The organism is Providencia sp. PROV269, from assembly GCF_028477785.1.
GTDB classification, from domain to species: domain Bacteria; phylum Pseudomonadota; class Gammaproteobacteria; order Enterobacterales; family Enterobacteriaceae; genus Providencia; species Providencia rettgeri.
Genome location: NZ_JAMPLV010000008.1, coordinates 21,220 through 42,257 on the forward strand (window position 1 = coordinate 21,220; position 21,038 = coordinate 42,257).

The window sequence follows — 21,038 nt, forward strand, 5'->3', positions numbered from 1 at the left end:
ACCAATAAAAATTAAATTTATTTTTAGTTTTTTATTTCAAAGCTGTGTGTGACTTCAACGGTTTTCTCTAACATCAATGCGACTGAACAATATTTTTCAGCAGAAAGTTGAACGGCTCGTTCGACCGCTTTTTCCGTTAATTCATTCCCTGTTACAATAAAATGTAAATGGATTTTCACAAAATAACGAGGGGCTTCTTCGCGACGCTGTGAGGTTAATTTCACCTCACAATCCGTAATATCATAGCGGCCCTTTTGTAGAATCGAAACGACATCAATCGCGCTGCAACCACCCGCAGCCATTAGCACCATTTCCATTGGGCTTGGGGCTTTATCACCTGCATTACCGTCCATCATCACTTGGTGCCCAGACGCTGACTCCCCTAGAAAAGAAAGTCCTTCAACCCACTTAACTCTTGCTTCCATTATATTTCCCCTTGAAATGAAATCGGTTTAAAGGCTACATTGTTCCATAGATACAATGAATGTTATATCAACTTTATTTGGCTGAAGCGATACAGGGAAGACTTTCTTTATTGAATATGCTACAAACAATACTTAGTTGATAGGATTAAGATCAAAACTCAACGGTTTAATTGATCATATTATAGTGTTGATATCAATTTGCGTTACCCAAAGCAATCAAAAACGCTGAAGCAATCAGCTGTTAGATTATTTAAAGGTATATAAGGCAAATTAATATGCTAAGCTAGTGACTTTAAAGCCAGCCTTTCTAGTATGTTTTTCTGAATGGCTGCAATAACATACAGAGGATAACGCTAATGGTTCTCGGCAAGCCACAAACAGACCCTACTCTTGAATGGTTTTTGTCACACTGCCATATTCATAAATATCCATCCAAGAGCACTCTTATCCATCAGGGTGAGAAAGCAGAAACCCTTTACTATATCGTTAAAGGTTCGGTGGCTGTTTTAATTAAAGATGAAGAAGGCAAAGAAATGATCCTCTCTTACCTGAATCAGGGGGATTTCATTGGTGAGCTTGGGTTATTTGAAGAAGGGCAAGAACGTACTGCGTGGGTTAGAGCCAAAATAGCCTGCGAAGTTGCTGAAATTTCTTACAAAAAATTCCGTCAATTAATTCAGGTAAACCCTGATATTTTAATGCGCCTTTCTGCGCAAATGGCTAGTCGCTTACAAACAACATCTGAGAAAGTCGGTAACCTCGCATTCTTAGACGTTACAGGCCGTATTGCTCAAACGCTATTAAACTTAGCTAAACAACCTGATGCAATGACACACCCAGACGGTATGCAAATCAAAATTACTCGTCAGGAAATAGGCCAAATCGTGGGTTGTTCCCGTGAAACAGTCGGCCGTATTCTAAAAATGTTAGAAGACCAAAACCTGATCTCTGCACATGGTAAAACCATTGTTGTTTACGGTACTCGTTAATTAACCTTTCAGCCTCGCTCTCTTGGCGAGGCGCCCACTTTAGAATAGCGTTATACCTCCGGTATAACGCTATTTTTGCTTATCCATAGCCTATTTATATACTTTCATTAATGAGTATCGTTTCTTTATATTCTTCTAGCTAATTATCGAACTAATATAATGGGAGTTAACCATTATTAGGAGATTATTAGTCGTGACGTTAGATACTAAAGTAAATAATCAAGCCAGTATATTTATTAACATTAACAACAAAGTAATTCCATACAAAAAAACCTCAGTCATTGATAATCTAAATATTATTAAGCCATTGAGCTCAGAGAGTTATAATAAAATAAACTTTGCAATTCAGAATAGTGAATTTCACGAAAGTGCACAGCCCGTACTAAATCAACTACCCTATTCACCACCTGTTGAAAAGCTCTTATTACCTTATACCTATCATGAGGATGATTTAGTTTCCTCATTAGATATCTTCAAAAATAGCATTGAAATAAAAAATGATTCACTTATCAGTAAAAAAAAGGATACCGAGCTAATGCCACTTAATAAAATAAGCACTACAGAAACCAAAGTTTTTAAAGATTTCCGTTTAAATCGCTCAGCTGGTCGATTTTCAAATTTAATATTAGAAATAAAATCAACACATGAAAAAGGCATTCGTTATTTAAAAAATATACTTAAAAAAAATAACAATGAAGAACTATGTGTTAAGTTTGAAAGTGGAAAGGCTAAAATTATAGACAAAGCCACTATAGCCAGACAAAATTTAATGAAACAACACGAAAACATTAATGACGCCAAGGCTACGAATAACGTATTTTATACAGTACAGCAAGAAAATTCAGAATTATATAATAGCTATAAAATCCTACTCAATGAAGTTAGCTTAGTTGAATCAAAAGCCAAGGAACTTATAATTAAAGACAAAAAAACCAAAAATAATGAGCCATTTCAATATTATAAAAAGTTTAAGCAATTAAATATCATCGATATTCTAGACTTTACTAAATCACCAGCTGAAAAACACAAAAAGATCGAAAATATTTTTAATCAAATGAAATCAACCATTAGAAGGTTAGAAAATTATATAGATGAGTCTACTATAAATAAACAATTAACTTGGGATGATAATGATCTTAACTGGAATAACCCACTAAATCAGGGTGAAAAAACACAGATTGCAGAATTCGTCCAACACAATTATTCGCAAGAAATGATAGATGATACAATTCTCATAATAAATAAGTCAGGCTCTGATATTATTAGTGAAGATGCAAAAACAGTATTTAATGAATTTTTTAATGATAACCATCAGGATTCAAAAATTAATTCTTATTCGAGTAATGAAAGCATAAGCTCAAATTCATCCGGCTATTTTTCAGAGCCAACTGATGATGTAGAATATAGTTTAAAAGAATCAACAAAGAAAAAAATTATAAGCAATGACGTTACTCAAAACAATAATGACCTGAAAAATAAAGAATTAGAAAACACAGAAAAACGCCATAAAGAAACACATAATCAATTGAAAATAAAGAAAAATAAAAATAAATTTAATGGGGAAATTCCTCAAACTAAAACAACAATGTTAAGAAAAAATCATAATAGAAATAAATATCAATTTCCACTAAATGAAAACTCACAGAATAATACATTAGATAATAAAAATTCAGACACCAAGAATTTAGGTACTAAACTAAAAGGCGTAGAGGAAACCATTAATGATTTAGAGCATCTTCGAATAGAAATAAAAAAAGAAGAAGAGCATTTTGCTGAATTAAAAGGTCAACTAGAAAATTTACAACATAGCGTAAAAGCTTAATTACAATAAAGGTGCAGAGGATCATTTCTGCACCTTTGATATCGAAGTTAACCCAGCAACGCCCCAATTGCCGTTTCTAATTTCGCCATCCCACTATTAATTTCTTCCTCGGAAATAATCAGTGAAGGCGTAAAACGTAAAACATTGGTGCCGGCATTGAGCATCATCAGACCTTCTACTGCACTGGCTTGCAGGATATCTTTCGAGCGATTCAATAGTTTGCCATCTAATTCAGCGCCAATTAATAACCCCATTCCTCTGATCTCAGAGAAAATGTGATATTTATCATTCAGTTTATTTAAATGAGCGACAAATAATTCACGACGCTTTTCGACACCATTTAATACTTCCTCAGTATTAATAATATCAAACGCCGCATTACCAACTGCACACGCTAAGGGATTGCCACCATAGGTGGTACCGTGCGCACCCACTTCCATGGTTTTTGCCACTTCTTCAGTGGTGATCATTGCACTAATAGGGAAACCGCCACCCAATGCTTTTGCTGTGGTTAGAATATCGGGAGTGACATTGTAGTGCATATAAGAGAATAATTTACCTGTACGCCCCATACCGCTTTGTACTTCATCAAAAATCAACAAGGCATTATTTTCATCACACAGCTTACGAACTCCTTGCAGAAATTCCGCTGTTGCTGCGGTGACGCCACCTTCACCTTGTACTGGCTCAAGAACAACTGCGCAGGTATTTTCATCAATCACCGCTTTGACAGCATCAAGGTCATTAAATGGCACATGAATAATATCCGCAGGCTTTGGCCCAAAACCATCCGCATATTTTGCTTGCCCACCGACCGAAACAGTAAATAATGTGCGTCCGTGGAAAGCTTGTTTGAAAGCGATAATCTTAGTTTTATAGGGGCTGTATTTAGTAATAGCGTAGCGGCGTGCTAATTTAAACGCAGCTTCGTTAGCTTCTGAGCCGGAATTCACAAAAAATGCGCGGTCAGCAAATGTCGCATTCGTGAGCTTTTGTGCTAACTTTAGCGCCTGCTCGTTAGTGAAAATATTACTGACATGCCATAGCTTTTCGCTTTGTTCACGCACCGCAGCCACCAAACTAGGGTGGCAATGCCCCAAAGCAAGAACAGCGATCCCACCAGCAAAATCAATATATTCTTTACCTTGCTGATCCCAAACGCGGCTACCTTCGCCTTTAACTGGAATAAATTCCGCTGGCGAAAAAATAGGTAACATAACTTGATCAAAAGTTTGCCGATTTACTATTGGTTGCTCAGACATACCCCTCACCTGCTCTTATTTAATGCAATTATGAAAATATAAGCATTAAATATGAATAAAAAATCAAAAAAGAGCAATAGCAAAGGGCATAATATGCATAATTAATTTTTTCTGAATACGATTGCTAAATTAATATTTTAGAAAATTGTTTAGTAATTCATGGCCTTGTTCACTCAGAATACTTTCAGGATGGAACTGAACACCTTCTATAGGCAAGGTTTTGTGCCGTATTCCCATGATTTCATCAACATCGCCATTATTCAGTGACCATGCGGATACATCAAAAGAAACAGGGAGTGTCTCTGCTGCAATCACTAACGAGTGATAGCGTGTCACTGTTAAGGGACGATTTAAGCCTTTGAATACACCTTGATGATTATGGTGGATAGCAGAGGTTTTACCGTGCATAACTTCTCGTGCTTTGACGACTGATGCACCAAATGCTTGCCCAATCGCTTGATGCCCTAAGCAAATGCCTAAAATGGGCAGTTTACCTGCAAAATATTTTATCGCCTCAAGGGAGATGCCAGCCTCATCCGGTGTACATGGCCCAGGTGAAATCACAAGATGTGTAGGCGAAAGCTGTTCAATTTCTTCGATGGTAATTTCATCATTACGTTTTACTACAACTTCAGCCCCTAACTCACAAAAGTATTGGTATAAGTTGTAAGTAAATGAATCGTAATTATCAATAAGTAGAAGCATATTAGCCTATCCGACTGATTTTTATCATTATATATTATTTTCTTATGCATGTTTTTATCGTGTTGGCAATCAGAACGATGATTAAAACACCATAAAAATAATAAGGGCGGCTATCATAGCACAGCCAAAGCAGGAAAATAGCCTATTTAAGTCAATGATTGTTTTTTCTCAGAGAAAATTTCCATATAAAAATCATGGAATTATATTTACATCCCTATAACAAAGCTGTATTTCGGTTAAGAATTACTTTAAATACAATGAAATAAAAGGCTGTTAAAAAGTAGCAAGCACTGACACATTTTAACTAACATAGTTAATGAAGAAAAACTCAAAGAGGAAGGAAAAGCGTTTTTTAAGAAAAGTGGGCACGTTAAAACAACCTACCCACAGTATTCGACACGACAGCTTTTAATGACTATCGTTTTTAATCACTACGGTTTTTTAATCACTTCAGCAGAAATAATTGTAACCGGTTCAACTGGGACATTTTGATATGGCCCTACGTTTTCCGTTTTTACTTTAGAGATTTTATCTGCAACATCCATCCCTTTTACCACTTTACCAAACACAGCATAACCAAAGTCACGTTGGCCGTGGTCTAAGAAAGCGTTATCAGCAACATTAATAAAGAATTGGCTCGTTGCGCTGTCTTTATTTGCAGTACGCGCCATAGAAATAGTACCGCGTAAATTACGTAAACCGTTATCCGCTTCATTTTTGATTGGAGCGCGGGTTTGTTTTTGCTGTAAATCTTTATTAAAGCCACCACCTTGAATCATAAAACCTGGGATTACACGGTGGAAAGTGGTTCCGTTGTAATAACCTTCATTAACATACTGAACGAAATTTTCTGTCGTAACAGGGGCTTTTTTACTATTCAGTTCTAATTCGATATCACCCGCCGACGTGACTAATTTAACATAAGTCTCACCCGCAGATAATGCAAGAGAAGATGCGCTCATTGCGCAGATGGCCAAAAGTGGCACAAAAATTCGTTTTAACATGTAAGGTCCCTTTCGTTATAGCTCATTACAACTGCAATCAAGCAATTCTAGAGTGAAGCCAACAAGAATGCTGAAGATTTACCTATATTTACGCCAAAAAATAAAAACACACCAAATGCGCTAAATTCTAGACCAATTTTAGTGAAAAACGTCATTAATAATGGTTATTTTTCTATTATTACAATTTCGCAGACTACAACACACAAAAAATAATACCTGACACCAAGGGAAAAGCGGTTAAGAGGATATTTCGAGTTGTCGGGAAGCGCTAAGCAAAGCTATAATCCTCGAGCCTTTTGAGGCTAACTCAGGGAGAAAGACAAATGGCAATTAAAAATCATAACTACCAGATGGCAAAATTTGTCATCAGTGCACCCGATATCCGTCATCTACCTAAAGATACCGGAATTGAGGTGGCTTTTGCTGGCCGTTCTAATGCGGGGAAATCCAGTGCGTTAAACGCATTAACACAGCAAAAAAGCTTAGCACGCACCAGTAAAACACCAGGAAGAACTCAGCTAATCAACCTATTTGAAGTTGAGGAAGGCGTTCGCCTTGTTGACCTTCCAGGTTATGGTTATGCCGAAGTTCCTGAAGAAATGAAACGTAAGTGGCAACAAGCACTCGGGGAATATCTCCAAAAACGCGAATGCATTAAGGGGCTTGTTGTATTAATGGATATCCGTCATCCATTAAAAGACCTCGATATGCAAATGATTGAGTGGTCTGTCGCAATGAATGTGCCAGTTCTGGTTTTACTCACTAAAGCAGACAAATTGGCTTCTGGAGCAAGAAAGAAACAGTTAATAGAAGTGCGTCAAGCACTTGCTCCACTTGAAGGGGATATTGAAGTCGAATACTTTTCAGCACTGAAAAAGATTGGTGTCGATAAACTCCGCATTAAGCTAGATAGTTGGTATAACACACCGGCTTGATTTCTTTAGTAGTGAGCCAGAAATGGTTCATTACACCCTCATACCTTCTAATTCACTGAATTTTAGATAAAAAAATGCTCCAGTCAAATACTTGACTGGAGCAGCTAATATTCAGCTAAATCCGATTACGTGAAGTAAAAGGTCTGAAAGATAGAACATCTTACCTCTGTACCCTACACCTATTAATGTACTTTATTTTTCGCTCGAAAAAAAGCCTTTTTGTAATTTTTTTTCAAAGCTGTCTACGATTCAGCATGATAATACGAATGAAATAAGACAAAAAACGGATTTTAATTACATATTTATGAGATATATGTCGCATAAAAATGTTAATCATATCCTCAAATTTCATCATGAAATAATTGATTTATTACAGAATTATATTAAATTTCTAGTTAATAATTTCAAATGCATAATTATCTGTTATGTATTCGCTTAAACATAAAAAAACCCCCAATAACGTATTGGAGGTTTTGTAGATTCAATATTGTTAAAAATTAATGGGCTTCATCCCAGTTATCGCCTATCCCCACATCCACTTTTAATGGTACATCCAATTTCATGCTTTGTTCCATTAACAATTGGACCTGAGCTTGGACACGCTCTAACTCAGATTCTTTCACTTCAAAAACCAATTCATCATGAACTTGCATTAGCATATCTGCATGTGGCTTTTCGGTTTGCAACCAATTATCAACAGCAATCATGGCTTTTTTAATGATATCCGCTGCAGTTCCTTGCATTGGTGCGTTGATCGCTTCGCGTTCCGCGGCTTTACGGCGCATCCCATTACTGGACTTAATATCTGCCAGATATAAACGGCGACCTTCGAGGGTCTCTACATAACCTTGCTCAGACGCCTGCAAGCGTGTGTTTTCCATATAACGTAATACACCAGGGTAACGTTCAAAGTAAAGATCCATATAGCGCTGCGCCTCACCACGAGGGATCCCTAATTGACGCGCTAAACCAAACGCACTCATGCCATAGATAAGCCCGAAGTTAATCGCTTTGGCACTACGGCGTTGGTCACTAGTGACTTGTTCCAGTGGTACACCAAAGACTTCAGCGGCTGTTGCTTTATGGATATCTTTCCCTTCCGCAAACGCAGTTAATAGGCCTTTATCTTGGGATAAATGCGCCATAATACGCAATTCAATTTGCGAGTAATCCGCCGCCATCACTTTATAGCCATCACGAGCAATAAAGGCTTGGCGGATCCGGCGCCCCTCTTCAGTTCTAACAGGGATATTTTGTAAGTTAGGATCTCGAGAAGACAAACGCCCTGTTGCTGTGACGGCTTGGTGGTAAGAAGTATGAACGCGCTGAGTACGCGGGTTAATCATTAGCGGCAGTTTATCCGTATACGTGGATTTTAATTTGGCTAAACTACGGTGCTCGAGCAACAATTTTGGCAATGCATGATTCAGCGCCAATTCCTCAAGCACTTCTTCATTAGTCGACGCTGCCCCACTTGGTGTTTTCTTTATCACCGGCAATTGCAATTTTTCGAATAAGATAGTTTGCAATTGTTTTGGCGAAGCGAGGTTAAACTCTTCCCCTGCAAGCTCGAAAGCCTCTTTTTCCAGCTCAGCTAAACGAGCGGTAATCACCTTTGACTGCGCTGCAAGTACGTTTGCGTCAATTAAAACACCTTTGCGTTCCATGCGGACTAACACAGGCACAAGTGGCATTTCAATATTTTGGAAAATATGATTAAGCGTTGGCTCAGCTTCTAATTGTGGGTATAACGCTTGGTGCAGTAATAACGTGACATCCGCATCTTCCGCGGCATAATTAGCTGCTTCTTCTAAGGCGATTTGATTAAATGTCAGCTGTTTTTTACCTTTACCCGCGATTTCTTCAAAGCTCACAGTTTTGTGGTTCAAATGGCGATCGGCCAAGCTGTCCATATCATGGCGCCCCATTCCCGCAACACTATTTAACACATACGATTCCAGCATGGTGTCATAGCCAATACCTTTTAATTCAATGCCGTAGTTTTCAAGAACTTCTGCATCATATTTCAAGTTCTGGCCAATTTTGAGAATTTTTTCACTCTCAAGCAAAGGTTTCATAACTTCCAAAACCTCTTCCAGAGGGAGTTGTACTGGCGCATCAAGGTAATCGTGACCTAATGGCAAATAAGCGGCATGCCCTGGCTCAATTGCAAATGACATGCCCACTAAACGGGCTTCTTGGGTATCTAAGCTATCGGTTTCAGTATCAAAAGCAAATAACGATGCCTTGCTCAGTTTTTCAACCCAGCGCTCTAAATCCGCTTTTTCTAAAATCGTTTGGTAATTTTCAGCACTCAATGTTGGTGCTGTTGGGATTGATGGCTTGGCAGCTGACGTTGCTGGCGTTGGGCTCACTTTTGTACTTGTGCCTTTCCCCTCCATCCAAGTCCCATTTTCAACATCCGTTAACCAACGTTTAAATTCATAACGGCTGAATAATTGATGTAGTTTATCCACATCTGGCTGAACAACTTGTAATTCTTCACAGGTTTTTTCCAGCTCAACATCCGTTTTAATTGTCGCTAATTGATATGATAAAAAAGCAACATCACGGTTTTCAGCCATTTTAGGGGCTAAGGTTTTAGAGCCTCTAAAACCTAATGGAGCGATAGCTTCAAGGTCATTATAAATTGCTTCTAAGCTACCAATGCCTTGCAGTAAGGCTAGTGCTGTTTTTTCACCAACACCAGGCACGCCAGGAATGTTATCTGACGAATCCCCCATTAAGGCTAAAAAGTCGATAATAAGCTCAGGAGGCACACCGTATTTTTCTTTGACTTCATCAGGCCCTAGAATAGTATTATTCATGGTATTGATGAGCGTAATATTAGGCTCAACTAATTGCGCCATATCTTTATCGCCCGTACTGATTAACACTGGCATACCTTTTCGGCTTGCTTCACAAGCTAATGTCCCGATGACGTCATCGGCTTCCACCCCTGAAACAACAAGTAAAGGTAACCCCATCGCTTCCACCATTTCATGCAATGGAGCGATTTGAGCGCGCAAGTCATCAGGCATAGGTGGGCGATGAGACTTATAGCTTTCGAACAATTCATCACGAAATGTTTTTCCCTTCGCATCAAAGACAACCGCTACATGGCTAGGTTTATACTGCATAATTAAACTGCGTAGCATATTAAGCACGCCATACATTGCCCCTGTAGGCTCACCAGCACTATTGGTCAGTGGAGGGAATGCATGATAAGCACGGTATAGGTAAGAGGAACCATCAACCAAAATAAGTGGGTTTTCTGCAATCTGAGCCATAATCTGTCATCATCTTTTAGTCAGGAACGAATACTAATAGGATGCCATAATGTCGCCTCAGATACATCCCAAGTTTTATATTCCGCTTAATCGCATTGTTAAAAGCACATCAAATCATTCACGATTTCAAATACATTATTTATTACGATTAGTTAAAATTATTATTTACAATTAAATTAATCACACCAATGTACTAAATACCTGATTAACATCCTGTGGATAACCTTGTGTGTAAATTTGTGTTACTCAGTAAATTCAATAAGTAATATGAAGATTAACAGTATAAACAGGAAAGTAAAATCAAAGAGTTAGCACAAGATTGAGTAGATTTAATACACCAGAGAGAACGTCTTAGAATTGTGGATATTGATAGGAGAAAAAAGACGATGGTAAATTTACCACCGTCTATTTACGATTATTTTTTACTGACTAAGAAGTTCACAACGTTAGAGAACTCTTTGCCATAATCAGCGGCATTATCAACTGAGATACCGTTATTACGAACTTGGTATTTACCATCAACAAATAATGCAGGAACACCACGCAATTTTAAGTCTTGCGCTGCATTTTGCTGTTTCGCAACGATAGATTTTACAACGAAGCTATTTAAAGCTGCATCATACTCATCACCAGAAATACCCGCTTTGATAAAGGCATTACGAATATCTGCTTTGCTGTTGATAGTTTGCGTTTTTTGGATACCTTCAAACAGAATAGGCGTCACTTTGTCTTCTGCTTTCAGGACAATCGCAACGGCCCAAGCTTGGGTTAAATCAGCACCTAAAGGACCAAGAAAATCAACGTGATAACGTTCCATTTTCACGCCTTCTGGCAAGTTTTTCTCTACGGTTTGAGGCACTTTATACACACTCTCAAATTGATAGCAGTGTGGGCAATAAAATGAGAAGAACTCCAGAACTTGCGGTAAATTTGGTACAGCTTTAACATCAGTATACTCTTTACCTTCCGTGTAGTTTGCCGCTGCAGCACTAAAAGACATGGCAATACCAAGCAAAGCCAACATAATTTTTTTCATAGACTACATTCTCCAAAAACAAAAACTTAAAAGTTAAAACTGAGGGGTTAACTGCAAAGGGGCGTCTTGCAACCGTTCAATCTGTTGATTAAATTCGAGCGATTGTTTTTGCCAAAAATCATCAGCTTGTAGCCAAGAAAATGCTCGAGGAAATGCAGGGTCTTGCCAACGGCGGATAATCCACCCGAGATAATGTACCATGCGCATTGCTCTAAGAGGTTCAATAAGCTTCAGCTGTTTTACATCAAAATCACAAAACTCATTATACGTTTCTAATAACGTATCCAATTGAATGACTTGTTCTTGGCGAGAGCCATTAAGTAGCATCCAAAGGTCTTGGATTGCAGGCCCGTTTCGGGCGTCATCAAAATCCACCAGACAAGCTTCATCGCGCCATAGAATATTGCCTGGGTGGCAATCACCTTGTAGACGAATAGATGAAATTGAGCTAGGCCACTGCAATTTTACTTGTGCAATCAATGCATCTAAAGACGTTATAAATTGGGACTTATAACGTTCTGCAATTAAAGGGCTCGATGCTATCACTTGTCGAGGTTGTGCCAAATATTCATCAAGGCCTATTGTCGGACGAAATGCAAAATTTTTACGCTGACCAATTTGGTGTATACGCCCTAATAAGTGGCCGACACTTTCTAATTGAAACAAGTTATCTGTTTCATATTGTCTGCCACCGACACTCGGAAAAATTGCAAATATAAACCCACCAAATTCCAATACCGTTTGCCCTGCAAATTCAAGAGGTGCAGCTACAGATAACCCTTCATCTCGTAGCTCTAAAGTGAAATCATGTTCTTCTTGAATTTGCGAACGATTCCAACGCTCGGGACGATAAAATTTAACCACAAAGCGTTGCCGATTTTCGTCTTGGAACTGATAAACTCGATTTTCGTAGCTATTTAATTCAAGCAGCCCAGATTCGGGATAAACCCCAACTTCCATTAAGGCGTCTAAAATTAAGTCGGGGGAAATTCCACTAAAATGGAAATTCGAATGTTCTATTTGATCCATCACGTTTTAATCTTTAATAATGCCACGGGCACGCAAAATAGCGGTTTTAAAGTCATCTTCATAATCTTTTTTTAAACCAGGGATCGCTTCATTGCTGTCCGAGCCACGCATTTTTAAATGATAAATCAGCACATCATCTGTTAACTCAGATAAACTGCCTTTAAAACCCGCTTCGTCAGCCAGTTTTTGCAATAATTCTACTAAGTTTAAATCTGAATTATCTTTCCAGACAGGGTGCAGAAGCTCAATAACTTCATTTAAGCGATGGCATTTCATGTTTATTCCTTTATCACGAATATTCGATACAAGTTACCAATAATCATACAAGAGAAAAAGCGAACTGTTGTCAATCTACGTAAAGTTTAACTGCAATACGCGGGAATATTCATTGATTTTATAGCAAAATAGAATAAATTTTAGTAATTACTATACTCGAAAGTGTTTTCTACGAATGTTGAAACATTTTCTTGAAGATATTCAAGGATATTGAACATGTCATTTCGTCAGTCAATAACCGGTGTCATACTTGCAGGCGGCCGAGGAAGCAGGATGGGTGGGCAAGATAAAGGCTTAGTTCCTTTACTCAGTAAACCACTCTACCAGTATATTTTAGCGCGTTTAAGCCCCCAAGTGGGCCAAGTCATTATCAATGCAAACCGCAATCAAGCGCGTTATCGAGAAAGCCAGTTGACCGTTATTTCTGATTTAAATAGTGATTTTTCTGGTCCACTCGCTGGAATGCAAGCTGCACTACACTATGCTAAGACAGAGTGGTTGCTATTTGTACCTTGTGACGTTCCTGATTTTCCACTTAATTTAGCTAAAAAAATGTTTAGTGAGAAAGGCACTCACCTTGCCTGCTATGCACAAGATAATGAGCGAGAGCATCCAACATTCGCTTTACTACACAACTCGCTTAAAACTCGCCTTGATGATTACCTTGCAAGAGGCGATCGCAAACTGATGCTATTTATGCGTGAAATCGACGCAAAAGGTATCATTTTCACGTCAGAGTCTGACACGTTTATTAATTTAAATACTCCGGAAGATAGCCGTCTATGGGAGCGGCAACGAAAATAGCCATGAATCAGAATACTCTACCTCTACTTGGCATTACCGCTTATAGCGGCACTGGCAAAACAACATTATTAAAAAAAGTGATCCCGTTACTTCGCAAACGTAATGTTCGCGTTGGTTTAATTAAACATACCCACCATGATATGGAAGTGGATAAACCGGGCAAAGACAGCTTTGAATTACGTAAGGCAGGTGCAGACCAAACGCTCGTTGCTAGTGAAAAACGTTGGGCGTTAATGACCGAAACCCCCGACGCTAATGAAATGGATCTACGCTATTTAGCCAGCCGTTTCGATCCAGCTTCGTTGGACTTGATCCTCGTTGAAGGGTTTAAACATGAGCCGATCGATAAAATCGCATTATTTCGTGCTGAAGTTGGCAAACCCCTCAATGAGTTAATCGATAACTATGTCGTTGCCATTGCCAGTAATGAAATCATTGAGACTCATGTGCCGCAATTAGATATCAATAACCCAGAGCAAATCGCTGATTACATTGTGTCTTGGTGGCAAAAAAGCCAATAACATCGTCATATTGCGTCTATTTTATAGCTCAAATAGGCGCAATTGACCTTCAACCTAAAGAATTTACATACGCGAATGACCCGTACCCAACGTTTACTGACTTTATTACAGATACTCAAAGAGAATCGCTATCCTATTACCGCTGAAGCACTTTCATCACAACTGCAAGTCAGCGTGCGTTCTATCTATCGAGATATTGAATCCCTACGAGACCAAGGTGCTGAAATTGTCGGGGAAGCCGGTATTGGCTACCAATTAAAAACGGGTCTATTACTACCGCCTTTAGCTTTCGATGAAAATGAACTTGAAGCCTTAATATTAGGTTTACGTTGGGTAAAAAGTAATGCAGATAGTGAACTAAAAAACTCCGCAATACGGGCGATAAGTAAGATTAACTCCGTGGTGGCAGGTCATTCACAGAAAATTCTAAATCAAAATACCTTATTTGCTCCTACCACACATTTCTATGAAATTAACGATATCATCGTTAAAGACTTACGTTTAAGTTTACGAGAAGAATGCAAAGCCAAAATGACTTATCTTGATGGACAAAACCAGCCTAGTGAACGAATTATTTGGCCAATTGCAATTGGTTATATGAAAGATTCACAAGTACTGGCTGCTTGGTGTGAATTACGGAAAAGTTATCGCCATTTTCGTTTAGACCGCATTCAATCTTATTGTGCTCTTACTGACAAACTCCCTTATCCAAAAAACTACCTGCTAGAACGCTGGCAAAAAGAAGTATTGTGCGTCTCTCCTGACAATTTCTGACACTCAACTCCCTTATAGTAAGTGCTCAACTTCATATAAGGAAATCACCATGAGCGAACTGGTTCTTTTTACTAATTCAATGTCACGTGGCAACACGGTCGACCTACTATTAAAAATTTTAGATGTTCCTTACAAGCGTATTGAATTAGGTTATGGTGCAGATATGCATACGGCTGAATATCTTGCAATTAATCCGATGGCGAAAGTTCCCGCACTTGTTGATGGTGATGCGATTGTGACGGAAACGGCGGCGATTTGTCTCTATCTAGCCGATAAATTTATTGAAAAAGGCTTAGCGCCTGCATTGAATGACCCTAAACGTGCAGATTATTATCGCTGGTTCCTATTTACTGCAGGGCCCATTGAATCTGCATTCACTATCAATAACTTAGGTATTCGATTAGATGAAGAGCAGCAAAAATCTTCTGGTTTTGGTTCTGTCGAACGCACCATGGCTTGCTTAGAAATCGGCTTAAATAACGCTAAACCGTTTATTTGTGGTGAGCAATTTACCGCAGTGGATGTGTATGTCGGGGCGTTTGTCATGTTTTTAGTCAAATACCAAATCATGGAAACGACTCCTGCGATGAAAAAATACCTTGATAGCTTAGCAGTCATTCCTGCGATTGCAGAGCTGTTGGCAAAATAATACAAAAAAAGCTAAGTTCAGATGAACTTAGCTTTTAATTTTAGATAACCAATGCTTAACGCATTGTCACAAATTCTTCTGCCGCTGTTGGGTGAATAGCCACCGTATTATCAAAGTCTTTTTTGGTTGCACCCATTTTTAATGCAACCGCAAAACCTTGTAGGATTTCATCCATTCCGAAACCAATACCATGGATGCCAACGATTTTTTCATCTTCACCAACACAAACTAATTTCATACGGCAAGGTTGACGGTGTGAAGTGACGGCGGTATACATTGCAGTGAAAGATGATTTATAACATTTCACTTTATCAGCACCATATTTTTCAATCGCTTCAGGTTCAGTTAAACCAACAGTGCCAATTGGTGGGTGCGAGAATACCACCGTTGGGATATTACTGTAATCTAAGTGTTCATCCGGTTTATTATTAAATAAACGTTCAGATAAACGACGACCAGCCGCAACCGCTACAGGAGTTAACTCAACCGCGCCAGTGTTATCACCAACCGCATAAACACCCGGCACATTGGTGTTCTGGTATTTATCAACCTTGATATAGCCTTTTTCATTCAGTGCGACGCCTGTTGCTTCAATATTCAGGTTATCTGTCATTGGTTCACGACCAATAGCCCAAATTAATGCATCGACCGTTTGTTCTTGGCCATTTTCCAGTTTTAATGTTAGTGAGCCATCTGCATTTTTCACGACTTCTTTTGGAATTGATTCCGTATGCAGTTTAGGGCCTTCGGTATTCATGACTTCCACTAATGTTTCGACAATCAGCGGGTCAAATGAGCGCAGCGGGGCGTGTTTGCGCACAAATAAATGCGCCTCTGCACCTAAACCATTTAATACACCGGCGAGTTCAACGGCAATATAACCGGCACCCACAACCGCAACACGTTTTGGTAATGCTTCAAGTTCAAAGAAACCGTCAGAAGTCATACCATATTCTGCACCTGGGATAGCAGGGATCACTGGGCGGCCACCCGTCGCAATCAAAATATGGTCTGCGGTGTAAGTTTCACCATTTACTTCAACAGTGTGTGCATCAATAAAACGCGCAAAACCATTGATGACATCAACTTTATTATTACCTAAGACACGGTCATAAGACTGGTGAATGCGGTCAATATAAGCAGTACGACTATCAATAAGTGTTTTCCAATCAAAACGATTAATTGTCGCATCAAAACCATAATCAGGACCATAATTGCGAATAGCTTCTGAGATTTGTGCTGCATGCCACATCACCTTTTTCGGTACGCAGCCCACGTTAACACAAGTCCCACCTAATGCTTTCGCCTCAATTAAGGCACATTTTTGCCCATACATTGCTGCACGGTTCATCGACGCAATACCACCGCTTCCGCCACCAATTGCGATATAGTCGTAATGTTTGCTCATAATTTGGTTATTCCCATTGATTGAATGATTTATGAATGCATTTTCTCGCATCATGCTATTGATTGTCATGGCATAAATAGCGCTTTACGATAGATAACACCTGTTAATTTAATCGGTATTACCTATCAAAAATACAGTTTACTCTGGAACAATCCACTCAACTAACGTATGTCCAGTCCCTTCAGGGACGAGTGTTTTGTGTAACCACGGCAGCACATTCTTCATTTGCTGCTCAAGTTTCCAAGGTGGGTTGATAACAATCATACCGGATGCCGTCATTCCACGTTGATCGCTATCAGGACGTACCGCCAATTCAATTTGTAGTATTTTTCGAATGCCTGTTGCTTCTAATTGATTGACCATACGCTTAATTTGTTGACGCAATACAACAGGATACCAAATTGCATATGTTCCTGTTGCAAAGCGTTTATAGCCTTCCACCACCCCTTTCACGACCGCTTCATAATCCGTCTTCATCTCATAAGGTGGGTCCATTAGCGCAAAGCCACGTCGACTCTGTGGGGGTAATTTAGATTTCAGTTGTTGATAACCATCTTCTCTGAAAACCTGCGCGCGGTTATCCCGTGAAAATTCCGTACGTAATAATGGATAATCGCTCGAATGTAATTCAGTTAATACCAGCTTATCGTGTTCACGTAATAAATATTTTGCCAATAATGGTGAACCTGGATAATAGCGTAAACGCCCATTATCATTCAGCTGGCGCACAATATTCATATACGGCAATAATTCCTCAGGTAAATCCGGTTGCTCCCAAATACGCGCAATCCCTTCAAGATATTCACCTGTTTTTTCCGCATGTTCCCCCGTTAATTGATAACGGCCCGCACCTGAGTGCGTATCTATATACAGAAATGGTTTTTCTTTCTCTTTCAGAGATTCAATGATCAAGCTCTGTACCGTGTGTTTTAGCACATCGGCATGGTTGCCTGCGTGAAAGCTGTGACGATAACTTAACATGTAACGTTTATTTCCTGAGGAAATTTAATATTAGCCACTAAGATGACTATTATTAAATAGGTTCTTTAAAGATAGCCTTTTTGAACAAAAAATAGACCGGATTTATTCTTCCGCCTCATTATAGCTAAATTTAGCAACAAATGTCATAACCATAGTCATGCTAAAATTCACATGACCAGAATGAAAGAAAACGCTATCCTAAACACAAATTTAAAAATAAACAGAGGTAAATTATGAATAAGTTACTTATCACCACCAGCGCTTGTGTTTTATTTTTTGCTAGCTCATCGGCAATGGCAGCAAAAACACAAAACGGCTGCGAAATAAAAAAACAACGCATCGAAGAACAAATCAATTACGCTAAGCAACATGGAAATCAGCATCGAGTAAGAGGCTTAGAAGAAGCATTAGATAATGTGAATCGTTATTGTACGCCGGAATCTTTATACCGTGATAGCCAAAAAGAGGTAGCAGAGAAAACAGAAAAAGTGCAAGAACGTGAAGCTGAATTACAAGAAGAAAAACTAGAGGGTAATGACCGTAGCAAAATTGAAAAGCGCGAGAGAAAATTAGCAGAAGCACAAGCTGAATTAAAAGAGGCCCAAGCTGAGCTGAAAGTTTATAAAGATGCGCTTTAGCCTATCGCCCCTTTTCCTCTGATTAATTAATTAGTTACTTTAACTTTAAACAAACATCCCAATGACTATTTATCTCATAACACAGTCATTGGGATGAATTTATTGGCCAATTTAAGCTATAGTATTGTGCATATCATTCATTTATAGGCATTAAATAGGTCGAAAAGTCAGACAATTTTAGTTGCGGGAAAAGGGGATTAAATGTCGAATACGCAGGAAGAAGAACAAAAAGATACCAATAAACTGAAAGCGACACTGAATAAAAGTATTGATGGCAGTAAAAAAGCATTGACCTTCTCAATGCGAGTTGTGAACTTTATTTGTGCGATTCCTTTTATTGCTCATATCATTCGTACTGCACAACGTTTTAACGACCGAATGGGAAACCAGTTTGGGGCTGCAATTACCTATTTTTCCTTTCTCTCTTTAATTCCTGTTTTAATGTTTTCATTCGCCGCTGCCGGTTTTGTATTAGCCAGCAATCCTGAATTACTTGAAAAATTAGTTCGTGGAATTTCTGCAAATATTACTGACCCTACGCTCGCAAATACATTAGAAAGAACAATCGATACGGCAATACGTCAACGTACGACAGTTGGATTAACCGGGTTAGCTTTAGCCGTATACTCCGGAGTTAATTGGGTTAATAACTTACGCTTGGCTATTTTGGCTCAATCACGTTCTGTATGGGAACGTAATGAAGATGAACATGAAAATATTATTTTCCGCTACATTCGCGACTTCTTTGCTTTAATTGGTCTACTTATTGCCTTAATTGTGACAATTACCCTGACTTCTGTTGCTGGCTCTGCACAGGCGACGATTGTCAGTACGCTTGGGCTAGACGGTATAGAATGGCTAAAACCTGCTTGGACACTGATTGGTTTAACCATATCCATTACAGCCAACTTCCTATTATTTTTATGGATTTTTTGGATCCTACCGCGCATGCAACATCGCCGCAGATCACTATTTAAAGGAACATTGCTGGCGGCCATTGGGTTTGAAATCATAAAATCCATTATGACTTGGATTTTACCTAACCTTGCTTCATCGCCTTCTGGAGCCGCATTTGGTTCAGTCCTTGGGCTAATGGCCTTCTTCTACTTCTTTGCGCGTTTAACTTTATTTTGTGCAGCTTGGATAGCCACTGATGAGCCAAAAGGTTCATTGGATAACGAAATGGTTGAATAGCAGCTTATTGAGGGCGGTGATGTAACCCGCCCTACCACGCTTAAAACTAGCGTTTCATTTCTTCTGCTAACGTTTTAACCAATAAAGACGCTGGCATCTCGCGAGCTTTCGCCACACTCTGCCCCGCCCAATATGCCGCAAACTCATCGCTACCTGACTTCATTGCCGCCGCATTAAGTTGCTTACCAATATCATAAACTAATGGGTAATCAGGTAATTTACTTGTCTCGTAGCCGTTGCCTACTTGAATAAATTGATTAATAATCCCTCTCGCTGGACGCCCTGAAATTGCAGAAGTGAGTTGAGTGTGATCCCCAGTTTGCTGCTTGATCTTAGCTCGGTATCCTGCATTCGCAGCAGATTCAGGACAAAGCAAAAATGCCGTTCCTAATTGCGCGGCGGCAGCACCGCACTCTAAAGCCATATTGATAGCTTGTCCATCCATCATGCCACCAGCTGCAATCACTGGTAAATCAATATGTTGAGAGATTAACGTCACTAATTCATAAGTGGTGAGTTCTTCATCTAAAGCTTGCAAATCAAACATGCCTCGATGCCCTCCCGCTTCAATACCTTGTGCAACAACGGCGTCAATTCCAACCAATTCAATTTGTTGTGCTTCGTGCAAATTAGTAGCCGTCGCCATGGTATAGATACCGTGTTGCTTGAATTGCTGTATCACCTCGGTGGATGGAATATTAAAATGAAAACTCACTACTGCAGGTTTTGTTTCGAGTAACATCGATAACATTTCTGAGTTATCTAAAAAAGTTTGATAAATTTCACTGAGATAAGTAGGGGAAGTCTCATTAAATTGGGCGAAATAAGGTGCTAAATACTGGATCCATCCCTGCTCATTAGCGGGATAACGTTTAGCCGGTAAATGGCAGAATAAATTGACATTGAATGCTTTACTTGTCAGTGCTTGCGTTTGAGTAATCAATTGGCGAGCTTGTTCCACTGAATTTGCGCCTAAGCCTAGCGAGCCAAGCCCACCAGCCTCTGAGACCGCAGCGGCTAGTGTTGGAGTAGAAACACCCGCCATCGGCGCTTGTATGATGGGATAACGCAAACCTAACCGTTGTAGAAATATATTCGAGTTGTTCATGTTCTTTCCTTTACTTCAATATCCGGGTACATTTTATGTTCTTATATTGAAGATAAACATAGCACCAAATTTATATAAAAAGAAAAAACACTTGCCATCATATGGTCGCCAACTTGTTTCTTTAAGCGCATTTAAAGCGTACATTGAATTGTATAAATATGATTAAGATGGCATGCATCTTCATCTTA

Annotated in this window: 21 protein-coding genes; 9 read left to right on the forward strand and 12 right to left on the reverse strand. The window is 39.1% G+C overall.

What is annotated here, in order from left to right:
- Positions 1 to 23: 23 nt before the first annotated feature.
- Positions 24 to 425, reverse strand: a complete 402-nt coding sequence (locus PR683_RS13505) for an OsmC family protein (RefSeq protein WP_004262554.1) — start codon at positions 423 to 425, stop codon at positions 24 to 26.
- A 356-nt stretch (positions 426 to 781) separates the two neighbouring features.
- On the opposite strand from PR683_RS13505, the gene crp reads away from it, so the two are divergent.
- Complete coding sequence (crp, locus tag PR683_RS13510; RefSeq protein WP_004262556.1) at positions 782 to 1,414, forward strand: cAMP-activated global transcriptional regulator CRP; 633 nt, start codon at positions 782 to 784, stop codon at positions 1,412 to 1,414.
- 193 nt (positions 1,415 to 1,607) lie between these two features.
- On the forward strand, positions 1,608 to 3,236 hold the full coding sequence (locus PR683_RS13515) for a hypothetical protein (RefSeq protein WP_272571606.1): 1,629 nt from the start codon (positions 1,608 to 1,610) through the stop codon (positions 3,234 to 3,236).
- Between the two features lie 47 nt (positions 3,237 to 3,283).
- Here PR683_RS13515 and PR683_RS13520 read toward each other — a convergent pair whose 3' ends face one another.
- The 3 genes from PR683_RS13520 to ppiA form a co-directional block, all read right to left on the reverse strand.
- A complete protein-coding gene (locus tag PR683_RS13520; protein ID WP_272571607.1) occupies positions 3,284 to 4,498 on the reverse strand; it encodes an aspartate aminotransferase family protein in 1,215 nt (404 codons plus the stop codon).
- 129 nt (positions 4,499 to 4,627) lie between these two features.
- Entirely contained in the window at positions 4,628 to 5,203 is a 576-nt protein-coding gene (locus PR683_RS13525) for an aminodeoxychorismate synthase component II (RefSeq protein WP_004265957.1), read from the reverse strand.
- A gap of 431 nt (positions 5,204 to 5,634) precedes the next feature.
- Positions 5,635 to 6,207, reverse strand: a complete 573-nt coding sequence (gene ppiA, locus PR683_RS13530; RefSeq protein ID WP_004265959.1) for a peptidylprolyl isomerase A — start codon at positions 6,205 to 6,207, stop codon at positions 5,635 to 5,637.
- A gap of 323 nt (positions 6,208 to 6,530) precedes the next feature.
- On the opposite strand from ppiA, the gene yihA reads away from it, so the two are divergent.
- On the forward strand, positions 6,531 to 7,142 hold the full coding sequence (gene yihA / locus PR683_RS13535; protein WP_004265967.1) for a ribosome biogenesis GTP-binding protein YihA/YsxC: 612 nt from the start codon (positions 6,531 to 6,533) through the stop codon (positions 7,140 to 7,142).
- 111 nt (positions 7,143 to 7,253) lie between these two features.
- Here yihA and PR683_RS20420 read toward each other — a convergent pair whose 3' ends face one another.
- The 5 genes from PR683_RS20420 to PR683_RS13555 all read right to left on the reverse strand — a co-directional run bounded on the left by PR683_RS20420 (position 7,254) and on the right by PR683_RS13555 (position 12,773).
- Positions 7,254 to 7,301: a hypothetical protein gene (locus tag PR683_RS20420; protein ID WP_438361642.1), complete on the reverse strand. Its 48-nt coding sequence runs from the start codon at positions 7,299 to 7,301 to the stop codon at positions 7,254 to 7,256.
- 338 nt (positions 7,302 to 7,639) lie between these two features.
- Positions 7,640 to 10,432, reverse strand: a complete 2,793-nt coding sequence (gene polA, locus PR683_RS13540; protein WP_004265970.1) for a DNA polymerase I — start codon at positions 10,430 to 10,432, stop codon at positions 7,640 to 7,642.
- A gap of 415 nt (positions 10,433 to 10,847) precedes the next feature.
- Positions 10,848 to 11,468, reverse strand: a complete 621-nt coding sequence (gene dsbA / locus PR683_RS13545) for a thiol:disulfide interchange protein DsbA (RefSeq protein ID WP_004265973.1) — start codon at positions 11,466 to 11,468, stop codon at positions 10,848 to 10,850.
- Positions 11,469 to 11,501: 33 nt separating this feature from the next.
- Positions 11,502 to 12,497 (reverse strand): serine/threonine protein kinase, encoded by a 996-nt coding sequence (locus PR683_RS13550; protein WP_247602668.1) that lies wholly within the window; start codon positions 12,495 to 12,497, stop codon positions 11,502 to 11,504.
- Positions 12,498 to 12,503: 6 nt separating this feature from the next.
- Positions 12,504 to 12,773 carry a YihD family protein gene (locus tag PR683_RS13555; RefSeq protein ID WP_004262581.1) on the reverse strand — a complete coding sequence of 90 codons (270 nt, stop codon included), beginning with the start codon at positions 12,771 to 12,773 and terminating at the stop codon, positions 12,504 to 12,506.
- 216 nt (positions 12,774 to 12,989) lie between these two features.
- On the opposite strand from PR683_RS13555, the gene mobA reads away from it, so the two are divergent.
- From mobA to PR683_RS13575, 4 genes are all read left to right on the forward strand, one after another.
- A complete protein-coding gene (gene mobA / locus PR683_RS13560) occupies positions 12,990 to 13,577 on the forward strand; it encodes a molybdenum cofactor guanylyltransferase MobA (protein ID WP_004265977.1) in 588 nt (195 codons plus the stop codon).
- A gap of 2 nt (positions 13,578 to 13,579) precedes the next feature.
- Positions 13,580 to 14,098, forward strand: a complete 519-nt coding sequence (gene mobB / locus PR683_RS13565) for a molybdopterin-guanine dinucleotide biosynthesis protein MobB (RefSeq protein WP_209102382.1) — start codon at positions 13,580 to 13,582, stop codon at positions 14,096 to 14,098.
- Between the two features lie 75 nt (positions 14,099 to 14,173).
- Positions 14,174 to 14,872, forward strand: a complete 699-nt coding sequence (locus tag PR683_RS13570; RefSeq protein ID WP_109912894.1) for a helix-turn-helix transcriptional regulator — start codon at positions 14,174 to 14,176, stop codon at positions 14,870 to 14,872.
- Between the two features lie 49 nt (positions 14,873 to 14,921).
- On the forward strand, positions 14,922 to 15,521 hold the full coding sequence (locus tag PR683_RS13575) for a glutathione S-transferase family protein (RefSeq protein WP_110731460.1): 600 nt from the start codon (positions 14,922 to 14,924) through the stop codon (positions 15,519 to 15,521).
- A 55-nt stretch (positions 15,522 to 15,576) separates the two neighbouring features.
- Here PR683_RS13575 and gorA read toward each other — a convergent pair whose 3' ends face one another.
- A complete protein-coding gene (gorA, locus tag PR683_RS13580; RefSeq protein WP_004266020.1) occupies positions 15,577 to 16,929 on the reverse strand; it encodes a glutathione-disulfide reductase in 1,353 nt (450 codons plus the stop codon).
- A 138-nt stretch (positions 16,930 to 17,067) separates the two neighbouring features.
- Positions 17,068 to 17,910 carry a 23S rRNA (adenine(2030)-N(6))-methyltransferase RlmJ gene (locus PR683_RS13585; RefSeq protein ID WP_004266023.1) on the reverse strand — a complete coding sequence of 281 codons (843 nt, stop codon included), beginning with the start codon at positions 17,908 to 17,910 and terminating at the stop codon, positions 17,068 to 17,070.
- Positions 17,911 to 18,143: 233 nt separating this feature from the next.
- Between PR683_RS13585 and PR683_RS13590 the strand changes: the two genes are divergently transcribed.
- Together PR683_RS13590 and yhjD are read left to right on the forward strand one after the other, a co-directional pair.
- Entirely contained in the window at positions 18,144 to 18,548 is a 405-nt protein-coding gene (locus tag PR683_RS13590; RefSeq protein ID WP_004266026.1) for a DUF1090 domain-containing protein, read from the forward strand.
- A 201-nt stretch (positions 18,549 to 18,749) separates the two neighbouring features.
- The gene (gene yhjD / locus PR683_RS13595; RefSeq protein WP_004266030.1) at positions 18,750 to 19,742 is read left to right on the forward strand and encodes an inner membrane protein YhjD; all 993 of its coding nucleotides are present in this window, start codon (positions 18,750 to 18,752) and stop codon (positions 19,740 to 19,742) included.
- Positions 19,743 to 19,788: 46 nt separating this feature from the next.
- Here yhjD and PR683_RS13600 read toward each other — a convergent pair whose 3' ends face one another.
- Positions 19,789 to 20,850 (reverse strand): NAD(P)H-dependent flavin oxidoreductase, encoded by a 1,062-nt coding sequence (locus PR683_RS13600; protein WP_272581819.1) that lies wholly within the window; start codon positions 20,848 to 20,850, stop codon positions 19,789 to 19,791.
- Positions 20,851 to 21,038: the final 188 nt, after the last annotated feature.